The sequence below is a fragment of the Myroides odoratus genome (genome assembly GCF_001549985.1).
Lineage (GTDB): Bacteria > Bacteroidota > Bacteroidia > Flavobacteriales > Flavobacteriaceae > Flavobacterium > Flavobacterium odoratum_A.
Genome location: NZ_LROZ01000003.1, coordinates 1 through 21,595, shown reverse-complemented (window position 1 = coordinate 21,595; position 21,595 = coordinate 1). Strand labels below are relative to the sequence as shown.

Sequence of the window (21,595 nt, the reverse complement as noted above, 5' to 3'; positions counted from 1 at the left end):
AAAATGTTATTTTTTTCGTTTTCTTTTTTAGAAGAAAAACGACTAAAAAACACAGTAATCATCAAGGATTAAATGATACATTTTTTCAAAAAAAATATATTCTATTTCAAATAAAAAGAAACAAAATACAGTTTTTAACGATTTTAAGTTAAAAATAAAATTATTTTTAGTATTTTTACACTAACAAAACAACGCTTACAATTTAATTCTATTAAAGCCCCTTACAAAAATTGATTGTCGTTCTTAAAAAGTAGCCAAAAATGAAAAAATTATTTTTCAATCAACAAGGAATTGAGCAGAAACAACAAAACATGGCTCAACTTTCCTCTCAACAATTGCATGAGGAGCTTCTAATTATGCTGTATGATACAAAAAATTGGGTTATTACTAACTTCATTTTATCTAAGTATCAATTAGAGAAACTAGAAAGTGCGCCAGAAGCATTTCTAAGAAATTTCCGCCTTACATCGATGAATATTGTTTGCAATTAATCGATTGACACAGGTTTTATCAAAAAATTACAAATAAAAATCCAGAACCTAGGTTCTGGATTTTTTTGTTTCTATTACTGATTTTTTTCTAGATAGGTTTTGAAATAACCACATTCATTGAGTACATCTTGATAGTATTTAGTATCACTGTACAACGTTGCTAATTCTTGGAATCCCTTCCATTTTTTAAACATCGGATCATCCCATCCTGCTCCCCAATAATACTCTTTATTTTGATATTTATTGGCATAAAACTCATTGCGCTCTACCTTTGCTTCTAAATAAGCCATTTTAGCTTTTTGTTCTTTTGTAGTCGCTGCTTTTTTAGCTAAGGCATAATATTTCTTTGCCAATCCCATATTCAACAAATACTTTCGCTCTGAAGGAGAAATGAAATTTCCGTATTCATTGACTAAGGCATTGTAATAAAATACACGTGCATTTCCGTAGTATGTTCCGTTGTAAAAAGCATTTCCTACTAATAATGCATTGTTAAAGACATCTTCTCCTTGCGCAATCTTATCTTGCATTTCCTTTATTTTTTCTAAGAAACTCAATTTGGTATATTTCACGCTCTGTTTCGCCATATGATCACAATCATTACAATCTTGAATCTTACCATTGAATGGATTTCCGAGTAATTCTGTATTTTTATAGGTTTTCACATAAGGCTCTCCACTATACTCATACGTTGCTGTAATCGGTTCTGCCTTTTTCATTTCTACGATGGCTTGGTCAATTTTATCTTGGTAAAACAAGTTAATTGCTCTTCTTTCATAAATATCACTCAGGTTATATTGATATTTATCCACCATCAGTTGTTCAAACTTGGTCTTTTTAGTAGCAAGTAAGAATTGCTCCATTTTCACAGTATGCTCTACATTGCCATAAAAATCCAGATTTGAATACATAATTTCGCTCATTACGTTATTTCCTTGTTCTGCATAAATAGCAGCTAAATACTGACGAACCCAATGCAAGGCATAATCATAACGAAATGGATCTTCCCAATTGGCCTTTGGTATAATCTCGTTGTAAATCCATTGCATATCTGCTAAGATGGTTTGTTCGGCTTTGGCATCTACTTTCTTGATTTGAGAGACTTGATTAATCAATCCAAATAGTCGAATTTGATTTTCAACTAAAGTATTTCCCTTTGCTTCTTTTTTTGCCTTTACAAAAGCCTCATCAGCTTCTTTATACTGTCCTTGAAAAATAGCTAAATAACCACTAGCCATATACCATAAAGCAGGGTTATCTACTTTTTCTTCTTTTGCTATTTTCTTTACCCAATCTAATCCAGGTTGATCAATTTTTTTCTTTAAACTTCCAAAGTATTCTTTGCTCGTTTTGAAGGACTCCTCTCTGAATTTCAAAACGGAAGCTTCTTGTTCATTTACCCAACGCGTTAATAAAAAGTTTGCATGTGGACTTTTGCTATCTACCGCAACAACTTCTTTTAACGCATCCATTGCATTGCCGTAATATCCTTGCATTGCCCATAAAGCAGCTTGTACATCTTTAGTTGGAATAGTCTGAGCGAGTGCCCTTACACTTTCTGTTTCTCTAGGTTTATAGTTGTATAAAGCCACTTGACGTAAGGTAGGACTTGCATTAAAAATCTCAGCGTATAAAGCGTTAGATTGATCATAATCTCCTGCTTGATAATAAGCTCCCGCCACATATCCTAATCCTCTATAGTACAAGGTATTCTTTGGCTGTTTTGCTGCACTTTCATTAAAAAAAGCAATCACACTTGCTCGATTCGTTGAATAGAACTTGGCTTTCATTACTTGAAACCACATTCTATTAGTATAAAATGCATCCTTACTCTTCAGATTTTTATATACTTTTTCTACTTTATCAGCTTGATTTTCATCCATCACAGTCGCTACGTGTGATTCATAATTCCAATAGCTATATGTATCATTGGAGTAAGTCTCTATTGCTTTGGCCTGGTATAAAAAAGTAACAAAATTTTGAATGCGCTCATCTTTTAAGTTCCAAGTTGTCAACTTTTTCCCTTTTAAGTTCGCGTATAATTGATCGATTTCTGCTGCATTTTCTTGACTAGACAACAAGTATTTCTCCACTTCAGCTTGCTCCAATTTCCCTTGTAAATAGGTAGTCCATTCTGCTACAATATTGTCGTTAAACATTGAGCTATTGTCCATGTATCCACCGTTATAAAAACGATCATAAGGAGCAAAAAATAAAGGTTTATAAGAATCATCTGCAAAGGCTTCTGGCGTAAAATTGGAGATACTTGAATAGCTCCACCAGCCATCAGCACAACCATACGTATAAATACCTGTTCCCAGCAAAGCGGTAAGACTACTTACAACGTACCATTTCTTTAAAGATTTCTTGATCATAGTAATTGATGTTTTTTGAGTTTAAGTCGTATAATATTATTTCTTTAGGACATGTACCACTAGCTCGATACAAATCTGTCGTCATTTCTTTGAGTTGATCGGCTGAGATACTTTCAACCTTTAATACATCACCAGGCTGAAATACAAATCCAAATGCCTCCATTTCTTGTGTAACGACAAATTGATTTGCCTGCTGCTGTTTTACGCTTGGTTGTTGGGCTAAATCCGCGGTTCGCAAACGACTGATTAGGCGAATCACTTGATTATCTCTGCTGTGAACCACCCAGGAATAAATAGGCAAGGCATAATCCAACTGCAAGGGGTAATCGCGTAATCCACCAATGTATTTTTGAGCAATTTCACGATCGTATATTGAGTTTAAAGAATCGGAAGCAATACGTCCCATGTTATAATACATCAATACTCCGCGATCTACATTGGGAATTCCAGTTTTCGATGCGTATTTAACCTGATGCAAACGGATCGTGGCTGATATTTTCATTTCCGTCTCCTTGTGCAATTGATCAATTAAAGCAAAAAAACGCTCTTTGCTATTTAACGTCCAATCGCAGTCGATTTGGATTTCTTGACTGTCAATATTGTTGTGTTCATTAATTTGCGTGACAAAATCCACGATTTGATTCGCTAATTTTTTCACCTCTAATTGCTCACTAAGAACCACTTCATTTTTAATATAAATAACGGGAACCACTTCCAGTAATGGTACAACTTCCTTAAATACTATAGGCGTAATAGGAATAGCCGTTCCATTTTTCAATCCAATATCAAAATATCGAATATACAGCTTACTAACATTCAAATTGGTTAATGCCTCTTTTTCTACTTGATCCAAAGAGAAAGTAGTCTTCCAATAGTAAAACGAAAGCTTGGGATTTGTATTGGAGGAGGTATTCATACAGGACGCACACAGCATAAGCAGCATCCCTAAAATAATTTTTCTCATAGCTTTAACGAAGTTTTCATACCTTGAAACAAGGCCTCCTTCTTGTAGCAAATGTACAGATAAGAATGTATTCACACCTAGTACACTCCTACTATTTTTTTGGGAGAGATACAATATTTCACCTACAACAAAAGGCCTAAAAGAACGAATTCTTCTAGGCCTTATGTATGCTTACTTTTGGTGATTTACTGCACTCTTTCTGTTGTCAAATCAAATCCCCAATCTTTTCCTTTTAATACAGCAGGAACTCCTTTTACCATCCATATAGGTGCTTGTGCCCCTTTCAGGTAATAATCAAAAAACTGCTGTTGACGAATTTGAATATCTTTTCTATTTTGACGTTTCATCAAATTGTGTTCATCTCCGTTGTAGTTCAACATCCATACTGGTTTTTCCAATCGACGCATCGCCATAAACATTTCAATTCCTTGATACCAAGGCACTGCTCCATCGTTATCATTGTGCATAATGACCAAAGGGGTTGTTATATTTGGCACTTTGAATAAAGGAGAGTTTTCAATGTATAAATCATATCCTTCCCAAAGTGTTTTTCCAATTCTACTTTGTGTCTTTTCATATTGGAATTGACGACTCATTCCTGTTCCCCAACGAATTCCACCATAAGCCGAAGTCATATTAGCTACTGGAGCACCTGCCCAAGCTGCTGCATACATATCTGTAACAGTAACCAAATACGTTACTTGATATCCACCCCAGCTTTGTCCTTGAATTCCTATTTTATCTCCATCAACCCAAGCATTTTTTTTCAAAACCTCTACTCCTGAATTAATAAACTCTTCTGCCGCTTTTCCTGGGAATCCATCTGTATAACTAATATCGGGTGTAAATACCAAATAACCATTACTCACAAAATAAGGAATATTTAAACGAGAAGGTGTTGGTGCTGGTGCTTCATAGCGATTTAAATTATCCGACAGTTTTTCGTAAAAATACACAATCATCGGATATTTCTTCGTTGTATCAAAATCTTCTGGTTTAAACAAAACTCCAGTTGCTTCATATCCATTAGGTGTTGTCCAATGTACTAATTCATTTGTTCCCCAATTGTATTCTTCTTGTTGTGGATTCAATTGACTTAGTTTGGTCATTAGATTTAATTGCTCTCCTACATATAAATCATTCGAATGGATAAAATTCCCTTTCGTAACGGCATATACAGAAGCATTTTTTGCTTTAGACAAGGAAGTAAATCCGCTGTAATTCTCAACTAAAATCTTCGTTGGATTCGCTCCTGTTTTTAAATTCACATAAAAATAACCTGCGTCTTTGGTTTGATTATCAAATACAGCTGCAATCGCTTTTTCATTTCTATTGAATGACTTCTTTTCATCATCTAATTGCAGTAAATCAAACGTAAGATTATGCTGACGTCCATAGCCATTAGTAATCATACGAGGTGCTTTATTTCCTTTTAAATAAAACTCCCATATATCATATCGATCTCCAATCAACACGGATTCATCATTGTCTGTCCAACCTTTTATTCCATAAGCAGAAGGAAGATCTGGCATATCAAACTCTTCTTCAGCAAAAGATACGGCTACGCCTTTATTCAATTGTTTTGTAATTCCAGTTTTGACTTCATACACATACCAATTCGCCTCTTGACTATTATAGTATACGACAGCAGTCCCTTTAGGAGATATCGATGCTCTTCCAGGTAAGTCTTTGATAATTTCTTTACGTGTCCCTGTATGCACATCAACAATATAATACGACGTTACCCCTGAGATATCCCATTGTTTTTCTACACGTCTTCCATAATCAGAAGCTTGAAATGCGATAGCTGCATCTCCTTCATCTACCAAAGAAGTGTAATTTGATGTTTCATCTGCTAAGGCAACAATAGCATTTACTTTGGCCAAATCCATCGTAGCTAAATAAGATTTCTTCAAATCTTTATCCAAATTAACCAACTGTTGTGGTTGTAAATAATCTTCTTTATAATGCCAAACATCCACAATAGCATGATCATCAGCAAGTAAAGTGGTATCCTTTGCTATTGGTTGAGGCGCTATTCCGAAATATAATCTTTTTCCATTTTTACTAAACTGAGGCGTATAATTTTCTGATACCACCCAATTTTCAGGCATTCCTTTGATTGTATTGGTAACTAAAGCCTTGACTTGTTTAGGTAAAGAAGCATGGTAAATCGCATATGTTTTCACCAACGCTTTCTCTTCATCTTGTGTATACGTAAAAACTACTTGTTTTCCTTCTTTATCCAAGCTGAACTGTGTGAATTTTCCTTCTCCAAGTAATAATGCTGTTTTTTTACCCGTTTTCACCTCTAAAACATAAGCTCCATACGCTGGAGTTACAACAGGAGTTACACTAGTTTCCGCTATAACTTCTTCTTTATTTTCCTCTTTCTTATCTTCTTTTTTCTTTGGTTCAGGATTAGCTGTTACATATACAAGATAATTTCCTTTTTCATCAAAATGGTAGGAAACTACATCGGCAATACGCTCTTCTTTTTCTGTTTCCAAATGGCGTACAACCAGCGTTAAAGGTTCATTTTTATCTGTTTTCTTCTCCGTTTTTTTCTTTTTACCACCAACCGTATCTTGCTCCTTTTCTAATAAATAAGCTAAAACACCATTTCCTTTTTGCGGTAATTTAAACGATTTTACCTGTGGAATTTTTACTATGGTTTGTTGTGCTAGATTGTATATTGCTAATGAATCCTTAGCAATTTCATCTTCTTTCTTTTTCTTGTTTTTTACAGCTTTTAAGTCCGTATATAATGGTCTAATAGCAAAAACAATATATTTAGAATCAGCGGTAAAAGTTGCTTGTTCTCCACGAGGGAACACTTCTTTTTTCTTTTGATCTAAAAACTGAAGCACTAAGGTTTTATCGCCTTCTTGTTGTGCAATTTGATAGGTGATTGCTTTTCCATCATTCGTAAATTGTTTGTTTGCAACCGTTTCCCAACGATCATATACCGAGTGATCTAAAGGTTTCTTTTGTCCATACCCTAAAGTAGCTGTCAATAGTAACAAACCAATTCCTAAAGGGGCTATTCTATTCATTCGAATCATGATATAGGTGTAAAATGTTGATTTATGTATTGGTATCGAAAGGTACAAGATATTGCATTAGCCCTGATCTAGCAAATGTATTAACACCTGATATTCAAAGGATGAAACGTTGATTAGATGATGTGCAAGAATTTAACTTTTTTATCTGATATGTTTCAGACTGATTTTCAATCTTTAGGAATAAAAAAAGGGATAGTAGTTGCCTAACATCCCTTTTGTTTTCTATTCTTTTAGCATTTAGGATTGTAAATCCTTTATAAAAACCTCAACATCGGTATCAAATGTGGGTTCTTGTATAAGTTCTAATGCCATTGTTGTCATTTTTTTAAAGTGAACTTTAGTATAACTACGACCAAAACTCATCTTACAGAAATCTCCCACTATACCAAAGACTCCATTAATTTCTGCTTCTGTTACTTCTTTTTTGTCTGCAAATCTACCTCTTAGTACAGCTGCACCAACAAAAGCTCCAATTTTCACCACCAAATCTGTATTTAAGACTCCTTTTTTATCCGCTAAATACAATAATTCATCTAAGTTATGATGAATCAATGCCTTTATATCCATAATCTACGCTCTTAGTTAAAACACAAAGTTATAAAAACAATCTGGAAATCTTAGCTAATAAAAAAAGCTTCCTTAATTTTAAAGGAAGCTTTTTCAAATATTGTAATTACATTTTTTTAAAATAAAGGTATACTTTTTCGTCTTTTGTTAATCGACTATAATCTGAGATGCGATCTTCAACTCTTAAATAACCAGCTTGAAAACCAATTTCTAACTCTCCTTTAAAGTGATCTTTTCGTCTATATGCTCTTCCATCTTTTGTTATTCCATCATCTTTATATAACTGTTCATAATAACCATCTTCTATAGAAGTTCTCATATAACCAGGACGTGAAAGTTCATTTTTTTGTAACAAACGAGGAAATTCAAAAATACTGATACATTCTAGTTTTCCTTCAACTTTATCCAAACGGAAATTATTATACGTTAAGGAATCTAATACTGATGTTGTTGGATTTCTATGTACCAACAAATAGTCAATTCTTTTACAGTTACTTGTTTCACCAACTAATCCTACTTTACGATCTCCTATTTTATTTCCTACATATTGATATTTACCTGTTTGCAATTCATTCAAATTAGCTAATTCAGTATAAGGTTGAGAAAAAATAGGATCATCTGAAGACGATTTATTATCATCACTTGAACAAGATGCTAGGGCGATACTTCCCACTAAAATAGCTATTATCTTTTTCATTTCGCTTTGGTTTTATTAATTAAGAAAACAAATATATTCTTTTTTGAATAGTAAAAAATAAAAAAGAGTCTAAATAGACATTTAGACTCTTTTTTTAACATATATTTTCTTAACCTATACGTGTAATGCACGGTTTTCAGTAGCAGCTAAAGCAGCCTCTTTAATAGCCTCTGCAAACGTTGGGTGAGCATGAGACATTCTTGAAATATCTTCAGCTGAAGCTCTAAATTCCATAGCTGTTACTGCTTCTGCGATTAAATCAGCAGCACGAGCACCTACCATGTGAATTCCTAAAACTTCATCTGTATTTTGGTCAGCAATAATTTTCACTAGTCCATCCAAATCACCACTAGCACGAGAACGTCCTAACGCTCTGAATGGGAAGCTACCTACTTTGTATGCTACACCTTCTGCTTTTAATTGCTCTTCGGTTTTACCAACAGCTGCAACTTCTGGCCAAGTGTAAACTACTCCGGGGATCAAGTTGTAGTTAATATGCGGTCTTTGACCAGCTAAATATTCAGCTACTAAAACTCCTTCTTCTTCCGCTTTATGGGCTAACATTGCTCCACGAACTACGTCACCAATTGCATAAATGTTAGAAGCTGTCGTTTGTAAGTGATCATTCACTTCGATTTGACCTCTTTCCGTTACTTTTACTCCAGCTTTATCTGCATTCAATCCATCTGTATATGGACGACGACCTACTGCTACTAGCGTGTAATCACCTTCTAAGGTAATGATTTCTCCTTTTTTATCTTCAGCAGAAACTTTTACTACATCTCCTTCACGTACAACACCTTGTACTTTGTGTGATGTGTAGAATTTCATACCTTGTTTCTTTAATACTTTCGTCAGTTCTTTTGAAACTGCACCATCCATCGTAGGAAGAATACGATCAGCAAATTCTACTACAGATACCTGAGCACCTAATCTCAAGTACACTTGACCTAATTCCAATCCAATTACTCCACCACCAATGATAATTAAGTGTTTCGGCACTTCAGGAAGTTTTAACGCCTCTGTTGAAGTAATGATACGCTCTTTATCTAATTGGATAAATGGCAACGTTGATGGCTTAGAACCTGTAGCAATAATGGTGTGTTTTGCTTCAAATTGTTCTACAGAACCATCGTTCTTTGTTACATTAATTGTAGTTGCATTTTCAAATGATCCAACTCCTTCGAATACAGTAATACTATTCTTATCCATTAAGAATTTAACTCCTGAACACGTTTGGTCTACAACGGCTTGTTTGCGCTCAATCATTTTGGCTAAATCCACTTTTACATCTCCAGCAATTTCAATACCATGTTCTGCAAAGTGTTTCATTTCTTCCACCATGTGAGAAGATGCCAACAACGCTTTAGATGGGATACAACCTACGTTTAAGCAAGTTCCACCTAATGTTGCATATTTTTCTACGATTGCAGTTTTAAAACCTAATTGGGCACAACGGATTGCAGCTACATATCCACCAGGCCCTGAACCAATTACAACTACGTCAAATGAATTCATATTTTTTTTAACTTTTTGATGTTTATATACGATGTACAAATGTACGCTTTTCTAAAATAACTCTTTACACGATTCGGTGTTGTTTTTATGATAAAAAAGCCATTTTACACTAACAAATAACTTTTAAACTCTTTTGTGCGACTTCGATTACAAAATGGTTGGTATCAAATTCATAATACTCCCCATCTATTTGTGCTCCATTCTTTGGACTGTTCTTAATTTCAACCTCTATTTTGGTTGTTTGCACATAATCTGTTCGTCTAAATTTTTCTGTTTTTTTCAATAAAACATATAACCCAAAGGTCAATTGTTTTAAAATACCAATTTTAGGTACCATTAAATAATCCAATAATCCATCCGTAAGGCTTGCTTGAGGTGTCAGACTCATGTTATAGCCCATTTCATTCGAGTTGGAAATAAACAACAACAAGGGGTTTACTTCTTTTGTCACTCCATCATAGGTTACTCGCATTTGTTTCGCTTGATACTGCTGAGCAGAATTTAAAGCAGCACGAATATAGGCCCCCAATTTTCGCTTTCCTGATTTTTCGTATTGTTCAATAATGGTCGCATCAATTCCGAATCCCATATTGCTAAAGAAATACTCCCCATTCAACACCCCTACATCCATAGCAACTACTGATTGTCTTTGGATTACTTCAAGGGCTTTATCAATATCTTTAGGTATAGACAAATTAGAAGCTAGTCCATTACCTGAACCAACAGGCACTACGCCAAAAAGCACGTCTTTATGTACCAATTCTGTAGCCACTTCATGAATGGTACCATCACCTCCACAAGCAACAACAATTGAAGCTCCTTGTACTAGCGCTAATTTGGTTAATTCAATGGCGTGTTTTTTATGGGTAGTTAAATGAACAACAACGTTATATTTTTCACGGGGAAAAAAGGTTCTAATATGTTCTTCTGTAATATTGTGTTTACCTTTTCCTGAAATAGGATTAACGATAAAATGAATATGGGTCATACAACGACGATAAGAGATTGAAAAAATACTTATTTCTTCGTATTTTATTTTTATTGTAATAAAAAAGTCAACTTATGTTGACTTTCTATACGGTTGGTCCTTCCCATTCCGTAATTCCTCCAAGTAAATTAAAGGTGTTTTCAAACCCTAATTGGTTCATCAACATACAAGCTTGGTTACTTCTTCCACCTGCTTTACAATACACGTAGTAGTTCTTTGTCTTATCCAATTGCTCAACTGCATCTAAAAAACCTTGACCTTTATAGATATCAATATTTACTGAATTGGGGATTGAAACTTCTTCTACCTCTTCGTCTGTGCGAACATCTAAAATAACAGCATTGCTATCATTTTGATATTGTTCCCACCATTGTTCTTGTGCTAAATCCATTTTTTGTTTACTTGTTTTTAATAACTTCAAAGATAAAGTTATTTTATGTGTTATCTATTATTTCGCGCTAAAAAAAGACTTTTAGTAGGATTTATTGTTTTACTTTGTTCTATCAATTACAAGAACTAATTTATGTCATCACATCACATCGTTCGAGATGATCAAGAACCTGCCTTAATTATTGCTAATGGAGCGGCATGTAGTCAAGATTTACTAGATCAATTACTGGAATGGTCTCCTTATATTGTAGTATTAGATCAAGCAATAGAACGAGTTATTGAACTAAATATCAAAGTAGATGTATTGATTGGAGATTTTGATCGAGATTTTGATCCGACAATATACCTAGCCAAACAATATCCTTTGGAAATTGTACACTGTCCTGATCAAGAAACAACAGATTTGGAAAAAGCATTGAATTTCTTACTAACTAAAGGAATAAAAGCAGCTAATGTTATTTGGGCAACTGGAAAAAGAGCGGATCATACCTTCACGAATATTACAACTTTAGTGAAATATCGAGATAGCATGAAAATTGTAATCCTCGATGATTATTCTAAAATTTTCAGATTACCTTCTACCTATAAAAAATGGTATACGAAGGATACCATTTTATCTTTGATTCCCGTTGGGAAAGCTAGCGGAATTACAACATTTAATTTGAAGTACCCTTTGTTGAATGAAGTCTTAGAACTAGGCATCCGCACAGGATCAAGTAATAGTGTGCTCGAAGATGGTATTGTCAGTATCACTTATGAAAGTGGCGATTTACTCTTAATGGAATGCACGGATTAATTTTTTGTTTTTCTCTCTTGTTAAATAACAAATTGAGCGAAAAATATCTGTGTAAATTATATAAAAAAAGGGACTCTGTTGAGTCCCTTTTTTAGTATCATTACTTGATTATTTTCCTAAGAAAATTTGGAAACCTAGAGATAATCCTAATCCATTATGTGCGGAAGCACTTGCTTGATTAGACTTACTGTAGTTATATCCCACAATTGCTTCTAAAGCAACGTTACGAGAGACGAAGTGAGAATACCCTGCATTAATATTAAATGCGAAAGATGTATCACTTTCTCCTGCAACTTCAGCACCTGAAATACCAACAGCACCTTGTCCAAAGAAACGTCCTGTAGCACTAGCTCCTTCTGGGAAATAGTATCTTGCAAACGGCATAACTTTATAACTCCAAATGTTATCCCCGTCTTTTACTGTTTGAAACCCTGTTCCAATCTCAAGACCTACTGCAATTCCATCAGAGATAAAATAACCTGCTCTTGGTGTTACATTAATATTAAAACTCTCCTCTTCGAAACTATATCCAGTTGATCCTAAAGCACCTCCAACAATCCAGTTTCCTTTTTTGATTGGCGTTGTTCCAACATCTTCAGATAATTTTGGTGTTTCTACTAATTTTCCTTTTTGTGCATGTGCAATTGTCATACTTCCTAACAATAATGCTGCAATCAATGTAATCTTTTTCATCTTTTTTTGCTTTTTTAATTATACCTATTTTTCTTAGCTGCCTTCATCAAGTTTGGGATAAAAATTCTCGTTTTAATACTAACAAGCTTTTATTCGTACAGATGAGACCGTTAATTAAATATTGTCGAAGTTCTTCCATATTGGGATGAGTAATGTATTTCGCCCACTCATCCGAAAGAAGTACTTTCTTAATTTCGCTTATGCGTTTTGCTGTGTCTTTGGCATTTCTGCGAAACGCATCGCTACCGTTAAGACTTGCATAATGTTTAAACGTCACTTCTTTTTGCAAAAAATTAACACTTATAACATAGTTATTTTCTTTTTCATCATTGGGATAAAAACTAGACCAAGCGGCATAACCAACTGTATACCCTTGATTTGCATGTTTGTCAGAAATCAATTTCCATCTACAATTCGCAACTCTCCCCCAATGATTTGCATATCTATAAATACCTTGTTCATCAAAGAAATAGCAACTCCCTTTTTCACTTTTAAAATTGGGTTTTGTATCTGCTATCTCTTCCATTGGAACTTCCGTCCATTCACAATATGTATGTTTAAAAAAATTCGTCGCGTTGTATTTTTTCATTTACACCTTCAATTCTTCACTTTCATTTACGATAACGATATCATTCTCAATCAATTTCGCCTTAGCTTGTTGTAGTCCTTCCATCGTAATTGGCTTTGTTGCAAAATCCAAAAAATAGGTTTTAAACCCTGCATTCTTAGCGTCCATTGCGGTATAAAATACACAAAATTCTGCTGCCAATCCACAAACATACACTTCTGTAACTTGTTTATCTTTCAGAAAACCTAGAAGTCCTGTCGAGTCGATTTTATTGTTATCGTAAAAACCGCTATAGGAGTCGACTTGTTTATTCATTCCTTTTCGGAATACAGCAGCAACAGAATTACTATTCCACGCTTGACTAAATGCTGCTCCTTCTGTTCCTTGTACACAGTGATCAGGCCACAATACCTGTGGTATTCCATGCAATTCAATTACATCATATACGTGTTGATTGAGATGCTGAGAAGCAAAACTTTGGTGATCCAAAGGATGCCAATCTTGCGTTGCAACAATCAAATCAAAACGATCTTGTATTACATTAATACGAGGGATAATTACATCCCCGTCTTTCACTGCTAAGGCTCCGTTAGGTAAAAAATCAACTTGTAAATCAACTACCAATAAAGCTTTCATAAGTTACTACTTTTATTTTAAATTATAACAAAAAAAGAAACTAAAAATATATTTTATTTACTATCTCTCGAATTCTTTCAATGTTTTTACGATAATAGATACACAATCCAACAATTGTTCATCATTCATTACTAAAGGTGGTGCAAAGCGAATAATATTACCATGTGTAGGTTTAGCTAATAATCCGTTGTCTCTTAATTTCAAGCAGATATTCCAAGCCGTATCACTATCCTCTGTATCGTTAATTAAGATTGCATTCAACAATCCTTTTCCACGTACTAAAGTGCAGATGTTACTTGTTTCAATATATTTTGTCAATTCACTTCTGAATAATTGTCCTAAACGTTCTGCATTATCTGCTAATTTTTCATCCAATACCACATCCAAAGCCGCGATAGCAATTGCTGCTGCCATTGGATTTCCACCAAAAGTAGATCCATGTTGTCCTGGTTTGATTACGTTCATGATTTCATCATCGGCTAATACTGCTGAAATAGGATAAGCACCTCCTGATAAAGCTTTTCCTAACACAAGGATATCTGCTTTTACATTTTCATGCTGAATCGCCAACATTTTACCTGTTCTAGCAATTCCCGTTTGTACTTCATCTGCAATAAACAATACATTGTGTTGCTCACATAATAATTTAGCTTCTGCTAAATATCCGGTTTGAGGGACATAAACCCCTGCTTCACCTTGAATAGGCTCAACTAAAAATCCAGCAATTGTTGCGCTATCTTTTTCTAATGCTGCTCTTAATGCATCAATATTATCGTATGCTACGCGAATAAAACCATCCGTATAAGGACCGTAATTTTTTCTAGCTTCTTCATCATTTGAAAACGAAATAATTGTTGTTGTTCTTCCATGGAAGTTGTTTTCACAAACAATGATTTTCGCTTGGTTTTCAGCAATTCCTTTCTTCTCGTATGCCCATTTACGACAAACTTTTAAAGCCGTTTCCACTGCTTCCGCACCAGAGTTCATTGGCAATACTTTATCATACCCCATCAATTCGGTGATTTTCTTTTCATACGCGCCTAATTGATCGTTGTAAAAAGCACGAGAAGTCAACATTAGCGTATTGGCTTGTTTCGTCATTGCTTCAATAATTCTCGGATGACAGTGTCCTTGATTTACTGCTGAATAAGCAGATAAAAAGTCATAGTATTTTTTTCCTTCAACATCCCAAACATACACTCCTTCACCTTTAGATAATACAACTGGTAGTGGATGGTAGTTATGTGCTCCGTATTTATTTTCTAAAGCAATTGCTTGTTCTGAAGTTATTTTTCCTGACATAATAGTATCTGTTTTAATTTACCTGCAATTTACTTCTTTTTATGCACATAATTCGAAAAATACATTCATCTGCCCTATTTTACACTTGGTTATTGCTAAAAAACCGAATGTCTGTTCTTTGTATATTTACAGCATTTACCCTCGAATAAATCAAACTGCAGTCCCTATCTATTTATTTTATTCTATTTTTTTCATTAATCCTTTAAATCTATTGCAAAAGTTGCAATGAAAAAGAAATAAAAAAAAGTGACCAAATTACCTTTGATCACTTTTCTATTGGTTTATTTTAATTTTTCTTCAATTTCGACCCATTTTGTTGGATCTTCTTTGATATCGATATAATAATCATATAACATACGAGTTAATTTTACTTCCACTCTTTGCCCCATCACTTCATTCAAGGTAAAATAACCGTAAAATTCTCCTCCTTTTTTTATCAATGGCGGTTTTTCTGCGTGTGGATTCCAAGGTGAAAAATTACTCTTATCATCTCCATAAACGCCATATTTATTCCAAATAGACTTTTTATTGTATTCATTGCCATAAATTCCATTTGAATTCCATACCGAATTTTTATTTTCTGATGGGCAATTCAGGCAGCCTAAATATTCCTGCGCTTTATTGTTGCTGTAAATTTCTAAAATTTGTGCTTTTAAATTAAAGGAAACAAGACAAAATAAAGCAACTAGTACATTAATTTTCTTTCTCATTTTTTTGTTGTTTTGCTTCTTGCAAATTACGATATATTTTAGATTAAACCCTTATAGAATCTTTTCTTATTTGTTAAATTCTAGTGCGATAAAAGGTTTTTCTACTATTTAAACTCCATTTGCCCCTACTTCTTTTAGTTTCAACACGTATCCGACTTATTTCTTGTTAATAAAATGGCAGAATTGTTTTTTTTTATAAAAAAGTGTACTTTTAATATTTACTAACTATTATAAATATTTGTGCTATCAAGAATATAGTAAGTATAAGCCATATTACTTCGCTCATCTTTCACAAAAACTAACTTTTATGCAAAGTCAACGTTTATCTCTTACTATACTTGATTATCATGATAATGCTTTTATCATGGAGATTGTCAATACACCAGGCTGGTTAAAATTCATTGGCAATCGCAATATATACAGTGCATTAGACGCTCAGCTTTACATTCAAAATATTTTAGATCAACCCTTGTTTACCTATTGGGTAGTACGCCTCAATACAGATGAACGCTCTATTGGTGTTGTATCGCTCATTAAAAGAACATACTTAGATGCACATGATTTGGGATTTGCTTTTCTCCCATCTTATATGAATATGGGCTATGCCTATGAAGCGGCGGCTAGAGTTATTGAACACCTAAAAACCACACAATTACACACTAAACTATATGCAACAACACTACCAGAGAATAAAAGCTCAATTAAACTATTGAGTCGTCTAGGTTTTCATTTTATTAAAACCATACATCCACAAGATGAACTTTTACATTTGTATCAGTTAGAACTGCGTAAGGGAGGTGAGGTAAAAGAGTAACCGCAAAGAATTCCTTCTTATCTTTGTGAGATAAAAACCATGAAAAGTACTTCTTCCCATGAAATGTATATTATGTCAAAGTCAATTAACCCATAAAGTTGATCCGTGCTATTATCATTGTGATACTTGTTTTGCTTATGTCAAAGATGTTCAATATTATTTTTCAGAAGAACAGGAAAAACAACATTATGAGTTTCACAATAACGATGTCAATGATATAGGTTATCAAAAATTCACCTCGCCTATTACCAATGAAATTCTCTTGCGTTTTCCACCAACTACTTTAGGGTTGGATTTTGGTTGTGGTAAAGGCCCTGTTATTACCAAACAATTGGTTGATCGCGGCTATGCAGTCAACCTGTATGATCCTTATTTTTATCCAGATAAATCATATGAAAATTACCACTATGACTATATTTTTAGCTGTGAGGTCTTTGAACACTTTTATCATCCTCATCAGGAAATCTTACACTTAAAGGAGCTCTTAAAACCAAAGGGCATGTTGTTTGTGATGACGCATCTCTATGCCAATCAAAAACCTTTTGAATCCTGGTATTACCGCAAAGATGAAACGCATGTTTTTATTTATACTGCTCAAACTTTTGAATATATAGCGCAACACTATCAGTTCAATATACTCGCCATCACAGAGCGCTTTATTGCATTAGCCTCTTTAGATTAGACCTTTACTCAACTAGATATCTCGAATATAAAATCTCTATTGATTTTACCTTGAAAAAGGTATTTTATTCGTTTTTAAATACAACCTAGTTCTATTAAAAAGGAGTAATTCAAATGAACTACTCCCTTTCTTATTTACTGCTTGTTGCCAAGCAGCAAGAACAATAAAAAAAAATTATGAAATCTTTATATGTTTAGAAAAATCGAGGTGCGACTTTTCTCCTTTGCTTATTTGCAAGCTCAAATTTCATGAATATCTCATGAGAGCCTGAGTGATAGTTTGCTAGTTTACTTGTATCTGCATCATAAGTATACCCTACAAATAAACCGTCTGAGACTTGAAAACCAGCTAATCCACTTACTGAAGCATCCCAACGATAAGCAGCACCCAACGTGAACTTTTCGTAGAACCAGAAGTTAGCGGTAAGGTCTACTTGTAAAGGTGCACCTGTTACAACTTTGACTAAGGCAGCCGGTTTAAATTGAACCTGATAATTCAAATCAAATACATAACCTCCCATCAAATAAAAATGTGTTTTTTCGTTCATCACTTTGTAATCGTTGTCATTGTAAATGGTAGTAGACAAAATCATGGGAACAGATAGCCCTACATAAGCTTTATCTGAATATAAATAGACCCCTGCCCCTACATTACCTGAAAATTTATTTGTGATATTATTTTCTGCCACAGGATCTGTTCCATCATAGATATGCAATTTATTGTAATCAACATCCAATAGAGCTCCCGTACTTTTTAGTCCAAATGCCAGTTTATAGTCATAATTTAAATTCACTGTATACGCTAAATCAATGGATAAACTATTTTGATCTGTCACACCTAAATGGTCATTTTTAAAATGAACTCCCATTCCTAAGCCATTATCGGTTAAAGGTGTTGTCATGGATAAGTGCGCTGTTTTAGGAGCTCCTTCTAATCCGACCCATTGGGTGCGATATAATCCAAAAATATGTAGTCGATCAACGCTACCTGCATAAGCAGGATTGATGACTGCAGGATTATACATATATTGGGTATATTGAGGATCTTGTTGAGCAAAAATCTGTTGTATACTCAACAAACTCAAACTAATCAGAATAAGAGACGATATTGTATTTTTCATTTGCATAGCCTTCATTTTTAATTTTTTTATACGGGTCTCATAGGGTAAGCTTACTGCTGGATCATCGCTATCAAAACAAGAAAGATTACTTCAAAATTTGAAGTCAATTAATTTACATTTCTTCACATTGACTTCTATTTATTTGATTTACAAAACCATTTATTTACATTTTATCAAGTACCGTACCAAAAAAATCTCAATATTAGATTTGTTTTTATTTTTACGTTAAAAAACAATCATAACTAATTAAAAACAAGGTGTTTAAACCAAAACAGCAACTATTTAAAAAATCATTATTTATTTAAAAAACACGTTACAACACCCTTTTTTTATTTTCCCTTATCTGTTTGAGTTTAGTATAAAAAAAAGGATTAACTGTTGCCAGCTAATCCTTTTCAATTGAAAAAATTAAATTACTTATATTAAATTACTTACAAGTTCACGATGATAAATTCACTTCGTCTGTTTTCTTGGTGTTGTTCATCTGTACAATTTACACCATTACTGCATTTATTTACCAATTGACTTTCGCCATACCCTTTAGCAGTTAAGCGTTTTGCTTCTACGCCTTGGCTAATCATCCACTGGATAGTAGATTGTGCACGACGTTCTGATAATTTTAAGTTGTAGTTATCATTACCTTTACTGTCGGTATGAGAACGGACATCAATCTTTAAGCCTGGATGTTGCAACATCACTTCTACAATTTTCATTAATTCAATCTGAGCATCAGGACGGATATTAGATTTGTCAAAATCAAAATAAATCGGCTCTAATTTCATCTTTTTGAATAAATCATCTCCTGATCCAATCTTTGTGCCATCTGATTCTAACTCTATCGTAATACGCTGCTGTTGTTTTCGATCCACATCTACTACAAACTCACGGGTAAAATATCCTTTTTTGACAACGCGAACGCGATATTGCTCTCCACAATTCAATTGATCAAACTGATAATACCCTTGTTCATCAGCTTGCATTTTTTTGATTGGATTTTGTGCGGAATCATAAAAAATAAGTTCTACTTCCTCCAATCCTTCTTGTGAATCTTTATCCAAAACCAATCCATTGATTAATTGATGGCAAGGTTTTTCTACAAATAAGTAAATATCATCTCCTCCTTGCCCCCCTTTTCTATTGGAACTAACAAAACCCTTTTTAGTAGCTCCGTCAATATAAATTCCGAAATCGTCAAAAGCACTATTAAGATCAGGGCCTAGGTTTACAGGAACTCCAATTTTTCCATCGCGATTAATCTTCGCTTTAAATAAATCTAATCCTCCAAAACCAGGATGTCCATCACTAGAAAAATAAAGTGTATAATCACTAGAAATAAAAGGAAAAGTTTCACGACCTGCCGTGTTAATTTGATCACCCAAATGCTCTACAGGACCAAATCGACCTGACTCGTAAAGACTCACTCGAAATAAATCAGACTGACCTATAGTACCTTGGCGATCCGATACAAAATACATCCACTTTTCATCAGGTGTCAATGCGGGGTGGGCTGTATTATATCCCTCCATATTAAAAGGCAATTCTTCAACATTTCCCCAACGCCCATCTGCCTGTTTCTTGGCACTGTATATTTTCAATAAAGACGAATCATCTTTGTTATATTGCGTGCGTTTACTTCCTCTTGTAGCCCCATTATTGCTGGTAAAATACATGATTTGACCGTCTTTGGTGAAAATGGCCGATCCCATATTCAACTCTTTTGAAGCTATTTCTTTCGCAAATAAAACAGGATCTCCAAAAGTTCCATCTTCACCAATTTCAATAGCATACAATTTAGTATACTGTTGATTGGTCCAATTGTGAACTTTGTTATTCATTTCTTCACTCACACGAGAAGAGGTAAAAATCAAACGATTACCTAAAAGCGTTGCTCCATAATCAGATTCCGCACTATTAATTAATAAGTTCACTGTATTAAAACGAGAAGCAGGCATGGTTTTATTCACTAATTCGTCATTAGTTATAAACAACTGTGCTCTAGAATCTGACGTTTTAAATGTTACAAACTCTTGTAAAATAGTATCTGCTTTCTCTAATTGATTGACTGCTTTTAGCGTTTGTGCATAACGATAATAGTATTCTTTATCTAAAGTAGCTAGGTTTTTATCTTCATAACTACTTTCAAATAATTGATCATACCATTTATGTGCCTCTACAAATTTACCGTTGAAGTAGTATGAATCACCGAGTCTACTCAATATAGAGGTGTTCACATAGCCCTTATCTGCCATGTTTTCATACACGTGAATCGCATCGATATAAGCATAATTCTCAAATTCGCGATCAGCTTTGCGCTCTTTGCGAGTTTGTCCAAAGCCAATCAAACTCGTCAACAACAGACAAAGAACAATACCGTTATATAGTTTGTATTTTATCATAATTTGCTTGTTTCTAGAAAAATCTCGGAGCAACCTTTTTCTTCGTGTTATTAAATAGTTCAAACTTCATGAAAATCTCATGTGAACCCGAATGATATTTCGCTAATTTACTAGTATCTGCATCATAGGTATAACCGATGAATAATCCATCGCTAACTTGGAATCCCGCTAACCCACTAACAGAAGCATCCCAACGATACGCTGCTCCAAGGGTAAACTTTTCGTAAAACAAAAAGTTTGCTGTTACATCCACTTGTAAAGGTGCGCCTGTCATTACTTTCACTAAAGCAGCTGGTTTGAATTGAATCTCTGGATTCAATTCAAAAACATAGCCTCCCATCAAGTAAAAATGAGTCTTCTCTTTCATCACGCGATAATCATTGTCGTTGTAAACATTACTAGACAAAATCATCGGTACCGATAATCCCGCATAGGCTTTATCCGAATATAAGTACACCCCTGCTCCTACGTTACCTGAAAACTTGTTTTTGATGTTGTCCTCCGCAACGGGATCGCTTCCGTCATAAATGTGTAATTTATCGTAATTCACATCCAAAAGAGATCCTGTTCCCTTTAGTCCAAAGGCCAATTTATACTGGTAATTTAAATCTACCGTATACGCTAAATCAATCGACAAGCTATTTTCGTCCATCACCCCTAAATGGTCATTCTTAAAGTGAAATCCCATCCCTAAACCATTATCGGTCAAGGGAGTGGTTCCAGATAGATACGCTGTTTTAGGAGCACCTTCTAATCCCACCCACTGGGTGCGGTATAACCCAAAAAATTGCAAGTGATCCACACTCCCTGCATAAGCGGGGTT

General features: G+C 34.3%; 20 protein-coding genes. 4 read left to right on the top strand and 16 right to left on the bottom strand.

The window, feature by feature from the left end; translation table 11 throughout:
- The first annotated feature begins 260 nt into the window (after nt 1–260).
- Complete coding sequence (locus AWV75_RS04685) at nt 261–491, top strand: hypothetical protein (protein WP_060873278.1); 231 nt, start codon at nt 261–263, stop codon at nt 489–491.
- A gap of 74 nt (nt 492–565) precedes the next feature.
- Here AWV75_RS04685 and AWV75_RS04680 read toward each other — a convergent pair whose 3' ends face one another.
- From AWV75_RS04680 to AWV75_RS04645, 8 genes are all read right to left on the bottom strand, one after another.
- Entirely contained in the window at nt 566–2,866 is a 2,301-nt protein-coding gene (locus AWV75_RS04680; protein WP_060873277.1) for a tetratricopeptide repeat protein, read from the bottom strand.
- Nucleotides 2,826–3,830, bottom strand: coding sequence for a hypothetical protein (locus tag AWV75_RS04675; protein WP_060873276.1), 1,005 nt, complete (start codon nt 3,828–3,830; stop codon nt 2,826–2,828). Before AWV75_RS04675 ends, AWV75_RS04680 begins: the two co-directional genes overlap by 41 nt.
- A gap of 185 nt (nt 3,831–4,015) precedes the next feature.
- A complete protein-coding gene (locus tag AWV75_RS04670; protein ID WP_060873275.1) occupies nt 4,016–6,886 on the bottom strand; it encodes an alpha/beta hydrolase family protein in 2,871 nt (956 codons plus the stop codon).
- Nucleotides 6,887–7,132: 246 nt separating this feature from the next.
- Nucleotides 7,133–7,462 carry a hypothetical protein gene (locus AWV75_RS04665; RefSeq protein ID WP_060873274.1) on the bottom strand — a complete coding sequence of 110 codons (330 nt, stop codon included), beginning with the start codon at nt 7,460–7,462 and terminating at the stop codon, nt 7,133–7,135.
- A 106-nt stretch (nt 7,463–7,568) separates the two neighbouring features.
- Nucleotides 7,569–8,159, bottom strand: coding sequence for a hypothetical protein (locus tag AWV75_RS04660; RefSeq protein WP_060873273.1), 591 nt, complete (start codon nt 8,157–8,159; stop codon nt 7,569–7,571).
- 114 nt (nt 8,160–8,273) lie between these two features.
- On the bottom strand, nt 8,274–9,677 hold the full coding sequence (gene lpdA / locus AWV75_RS04655) for a dihydrolipoyl dehydrogenase (protein ID WP_060873486.1): 1,404 nt from the start codon (nt 9,675–9,677) through the stop codon (nt 8,274–8,276).
- Nucleotides 9,678–9,786: 109 nt separating this feature from the next.
- Complete coding sequence (locus tag AWV75_RS04650; protein ID WP_060873272.1) at nt 9,787–10,665, bottom strand: diacylglycerol/lipid kinase family protein; 879 nt, start codon at nt 10,663–10,665, stop codon at nt 9,787–9,789.
- Between the two features lie 85 nt (nt 10,666–10,750).
- Nucleotides 10,751–11,056, bottom strand: a complete 306-nt coding sequence (locus tag AWV75_RS04645) for a rhodanese-like domain-containing protein (RefSeq protein ID WP_060873271.1) — start codon at nt 11,054–11,056, stop codon at nt 10,751–10,753.
- A gap of 132 nt (nt 11,057–11,188) precedes the next feature.
- On the opposite strand from AWV75_RS04645, the gene AWV75_RS04640 reads away from it, so the two are divergent.
- Nucleotides 11,189–11,851 carry a thiamine diphosphokinase gene (locus AWV75_RS04640; protein WP_060873270.1) on the top strand — a complete coding sequence of 221 codons (663 nt, stop codon included), beginning with the start codon at nt 11,189–11,191 and terminating at the stop codon, nt 11,849–11,851.
- Between the two features lie 108 nt (nt 11,852–11,959).
- On the opposite strand, the gene AWV75_RS04635 is transcribed toward AWV75_RS04640, so the two are convergent.
- From AWV75_RS04635 to AWV75_RS04615, 5 genes are all read right to left on the bottom strand, one after another.
- Nucleotides 11,960–12,544 carry an outer membrane beta-barrel protein gene (locus tag AWV75_RS04635; RefSeq protein WP_002985967.1) on the bottom strand — a complete coding sequence of 195 codons (585 nt, stop codon included), beginning with the start codon at nt 12,542–12,544 and terminating at the stop codon, nt 11,960–11,962.
- Between the two features lie 46 nt (nt 12,545–12,590).
- Nucleotides 12,591–13,133: a hypothetical protein gene (locus AWV75_RS04630; RefSeq protein ID WP_060873269.1), complete on the bottom strand. Its 543-nt coding sequence runs from the start codon at nt 13,131–13,133 to the stop codon at nt 12,591–12,593.
- The gene (pncA, locus tag AWV75_RS04625; RefSeq protein ID WP_060873268.1) at nt 13,134–13,748 is read right to left on the bottom strand and encodes a bifunctional nicotinamidase/pyrazinamidase; all 615 of its coding nucleotides are present in this window, start codon (nt 13,746–13,748) and stop codon (nt 13,134–13,136) included.
- Between the two features lie 60 nt (nt 13,749–13,808).
- On the bottom strand, nt 13,809–15,050 hold the full coding sequence (gene rocD / locus AWV75_RS04620; RefSeq protein WP_060873267.1) for an ornithine--oxo-acid transaminase: 1,242 nt from the start codon (nt 15,048–15,050) through the stop codon (nt 13,809–13,811).
- 281 nt (nt 15,051–15,331) lie between these two features.
- Complete coding sequence (locus AWV75_RS04615) at nt 15,332–15,760, bottom strand: hypothetical protein (protein WP_060873266.1); 429 nt, start codon at nt 15,758–15,760, stop codon at nt 15,332–15,334.
- A gap of 307 nt (nt 15,761–16,067) precedes the next feature.
- Here AWV75_RS04615 and AWV75_RS04610 point away from each other — a divergent pair, with 307 nt between their 5' ends.
- Nucleotides 16,068–16,574 (top strand): GNAT family N-acetyltransferase, encoded by a 507-nt coding sequence (locus tag AWV75_RS04610; RefSeq protein ID WP_060873265.1) that lies wholly within the window; start codon nt 16,068–16,070, stop codon nt 16,572–16,574.
- Between the two features lie 58 nt (nt 16,575–16,632).
- On the top strand, nt 16,633–17,256 hold the full coding sequence (locus AWV75_RS04605) for a class I SAM-dependent methyltransferase (RefSeq protein WP_060873264.1): 624 nt from the start codon (nt 16,633–16,635) through the stop codon (nt 17,254–17,256).
- 193 nt (nt 17,257–17,449) lie between these two features.
- On the opposite strand, the gene AWV75_RS04600 is transcribed toward AWV75_RS04605, so the two are convergent.
- From AWV75_RS04600 to AWV75_RS04590, 3 genes are all read right to left on the bottom strand, one after another.
- Nucleotides 17,450–18,382: a PorP/SprF family type IX secretion system membrane protein gene (locus AWV75_RS04600; RefSeq protein WP_060873485.1), complete on the bottom strand. Its 933-nt coding sequence runs from the start codon at nt 18,380–18,382 to the stop codon at nt 17,450–17,452.
- A 425-nt stretch (nt 18,383–18,807) separates the two neighbouring features.
- A complete protein-coding gene (locus AWV75_RS04595; protein ID WP_060873263.1) occupies nt 18,808–20,772 on the bottom strand; it encodes an OmpA family protein in 1,965 nt (654 codons plus the stop codon).
- Nucleotides 20,773–20,785: 13 nt separating this feature from the next.
- Nucleotides 20,786–21,595, bottom strand: an 810-nt coding sequence (locus AWV75_RS04590; protein ID WP_060873262.1) for a PorP/SprF family type IX secretion system membrane protein, incomplete at its 5' end; no start/stop codon positions are given.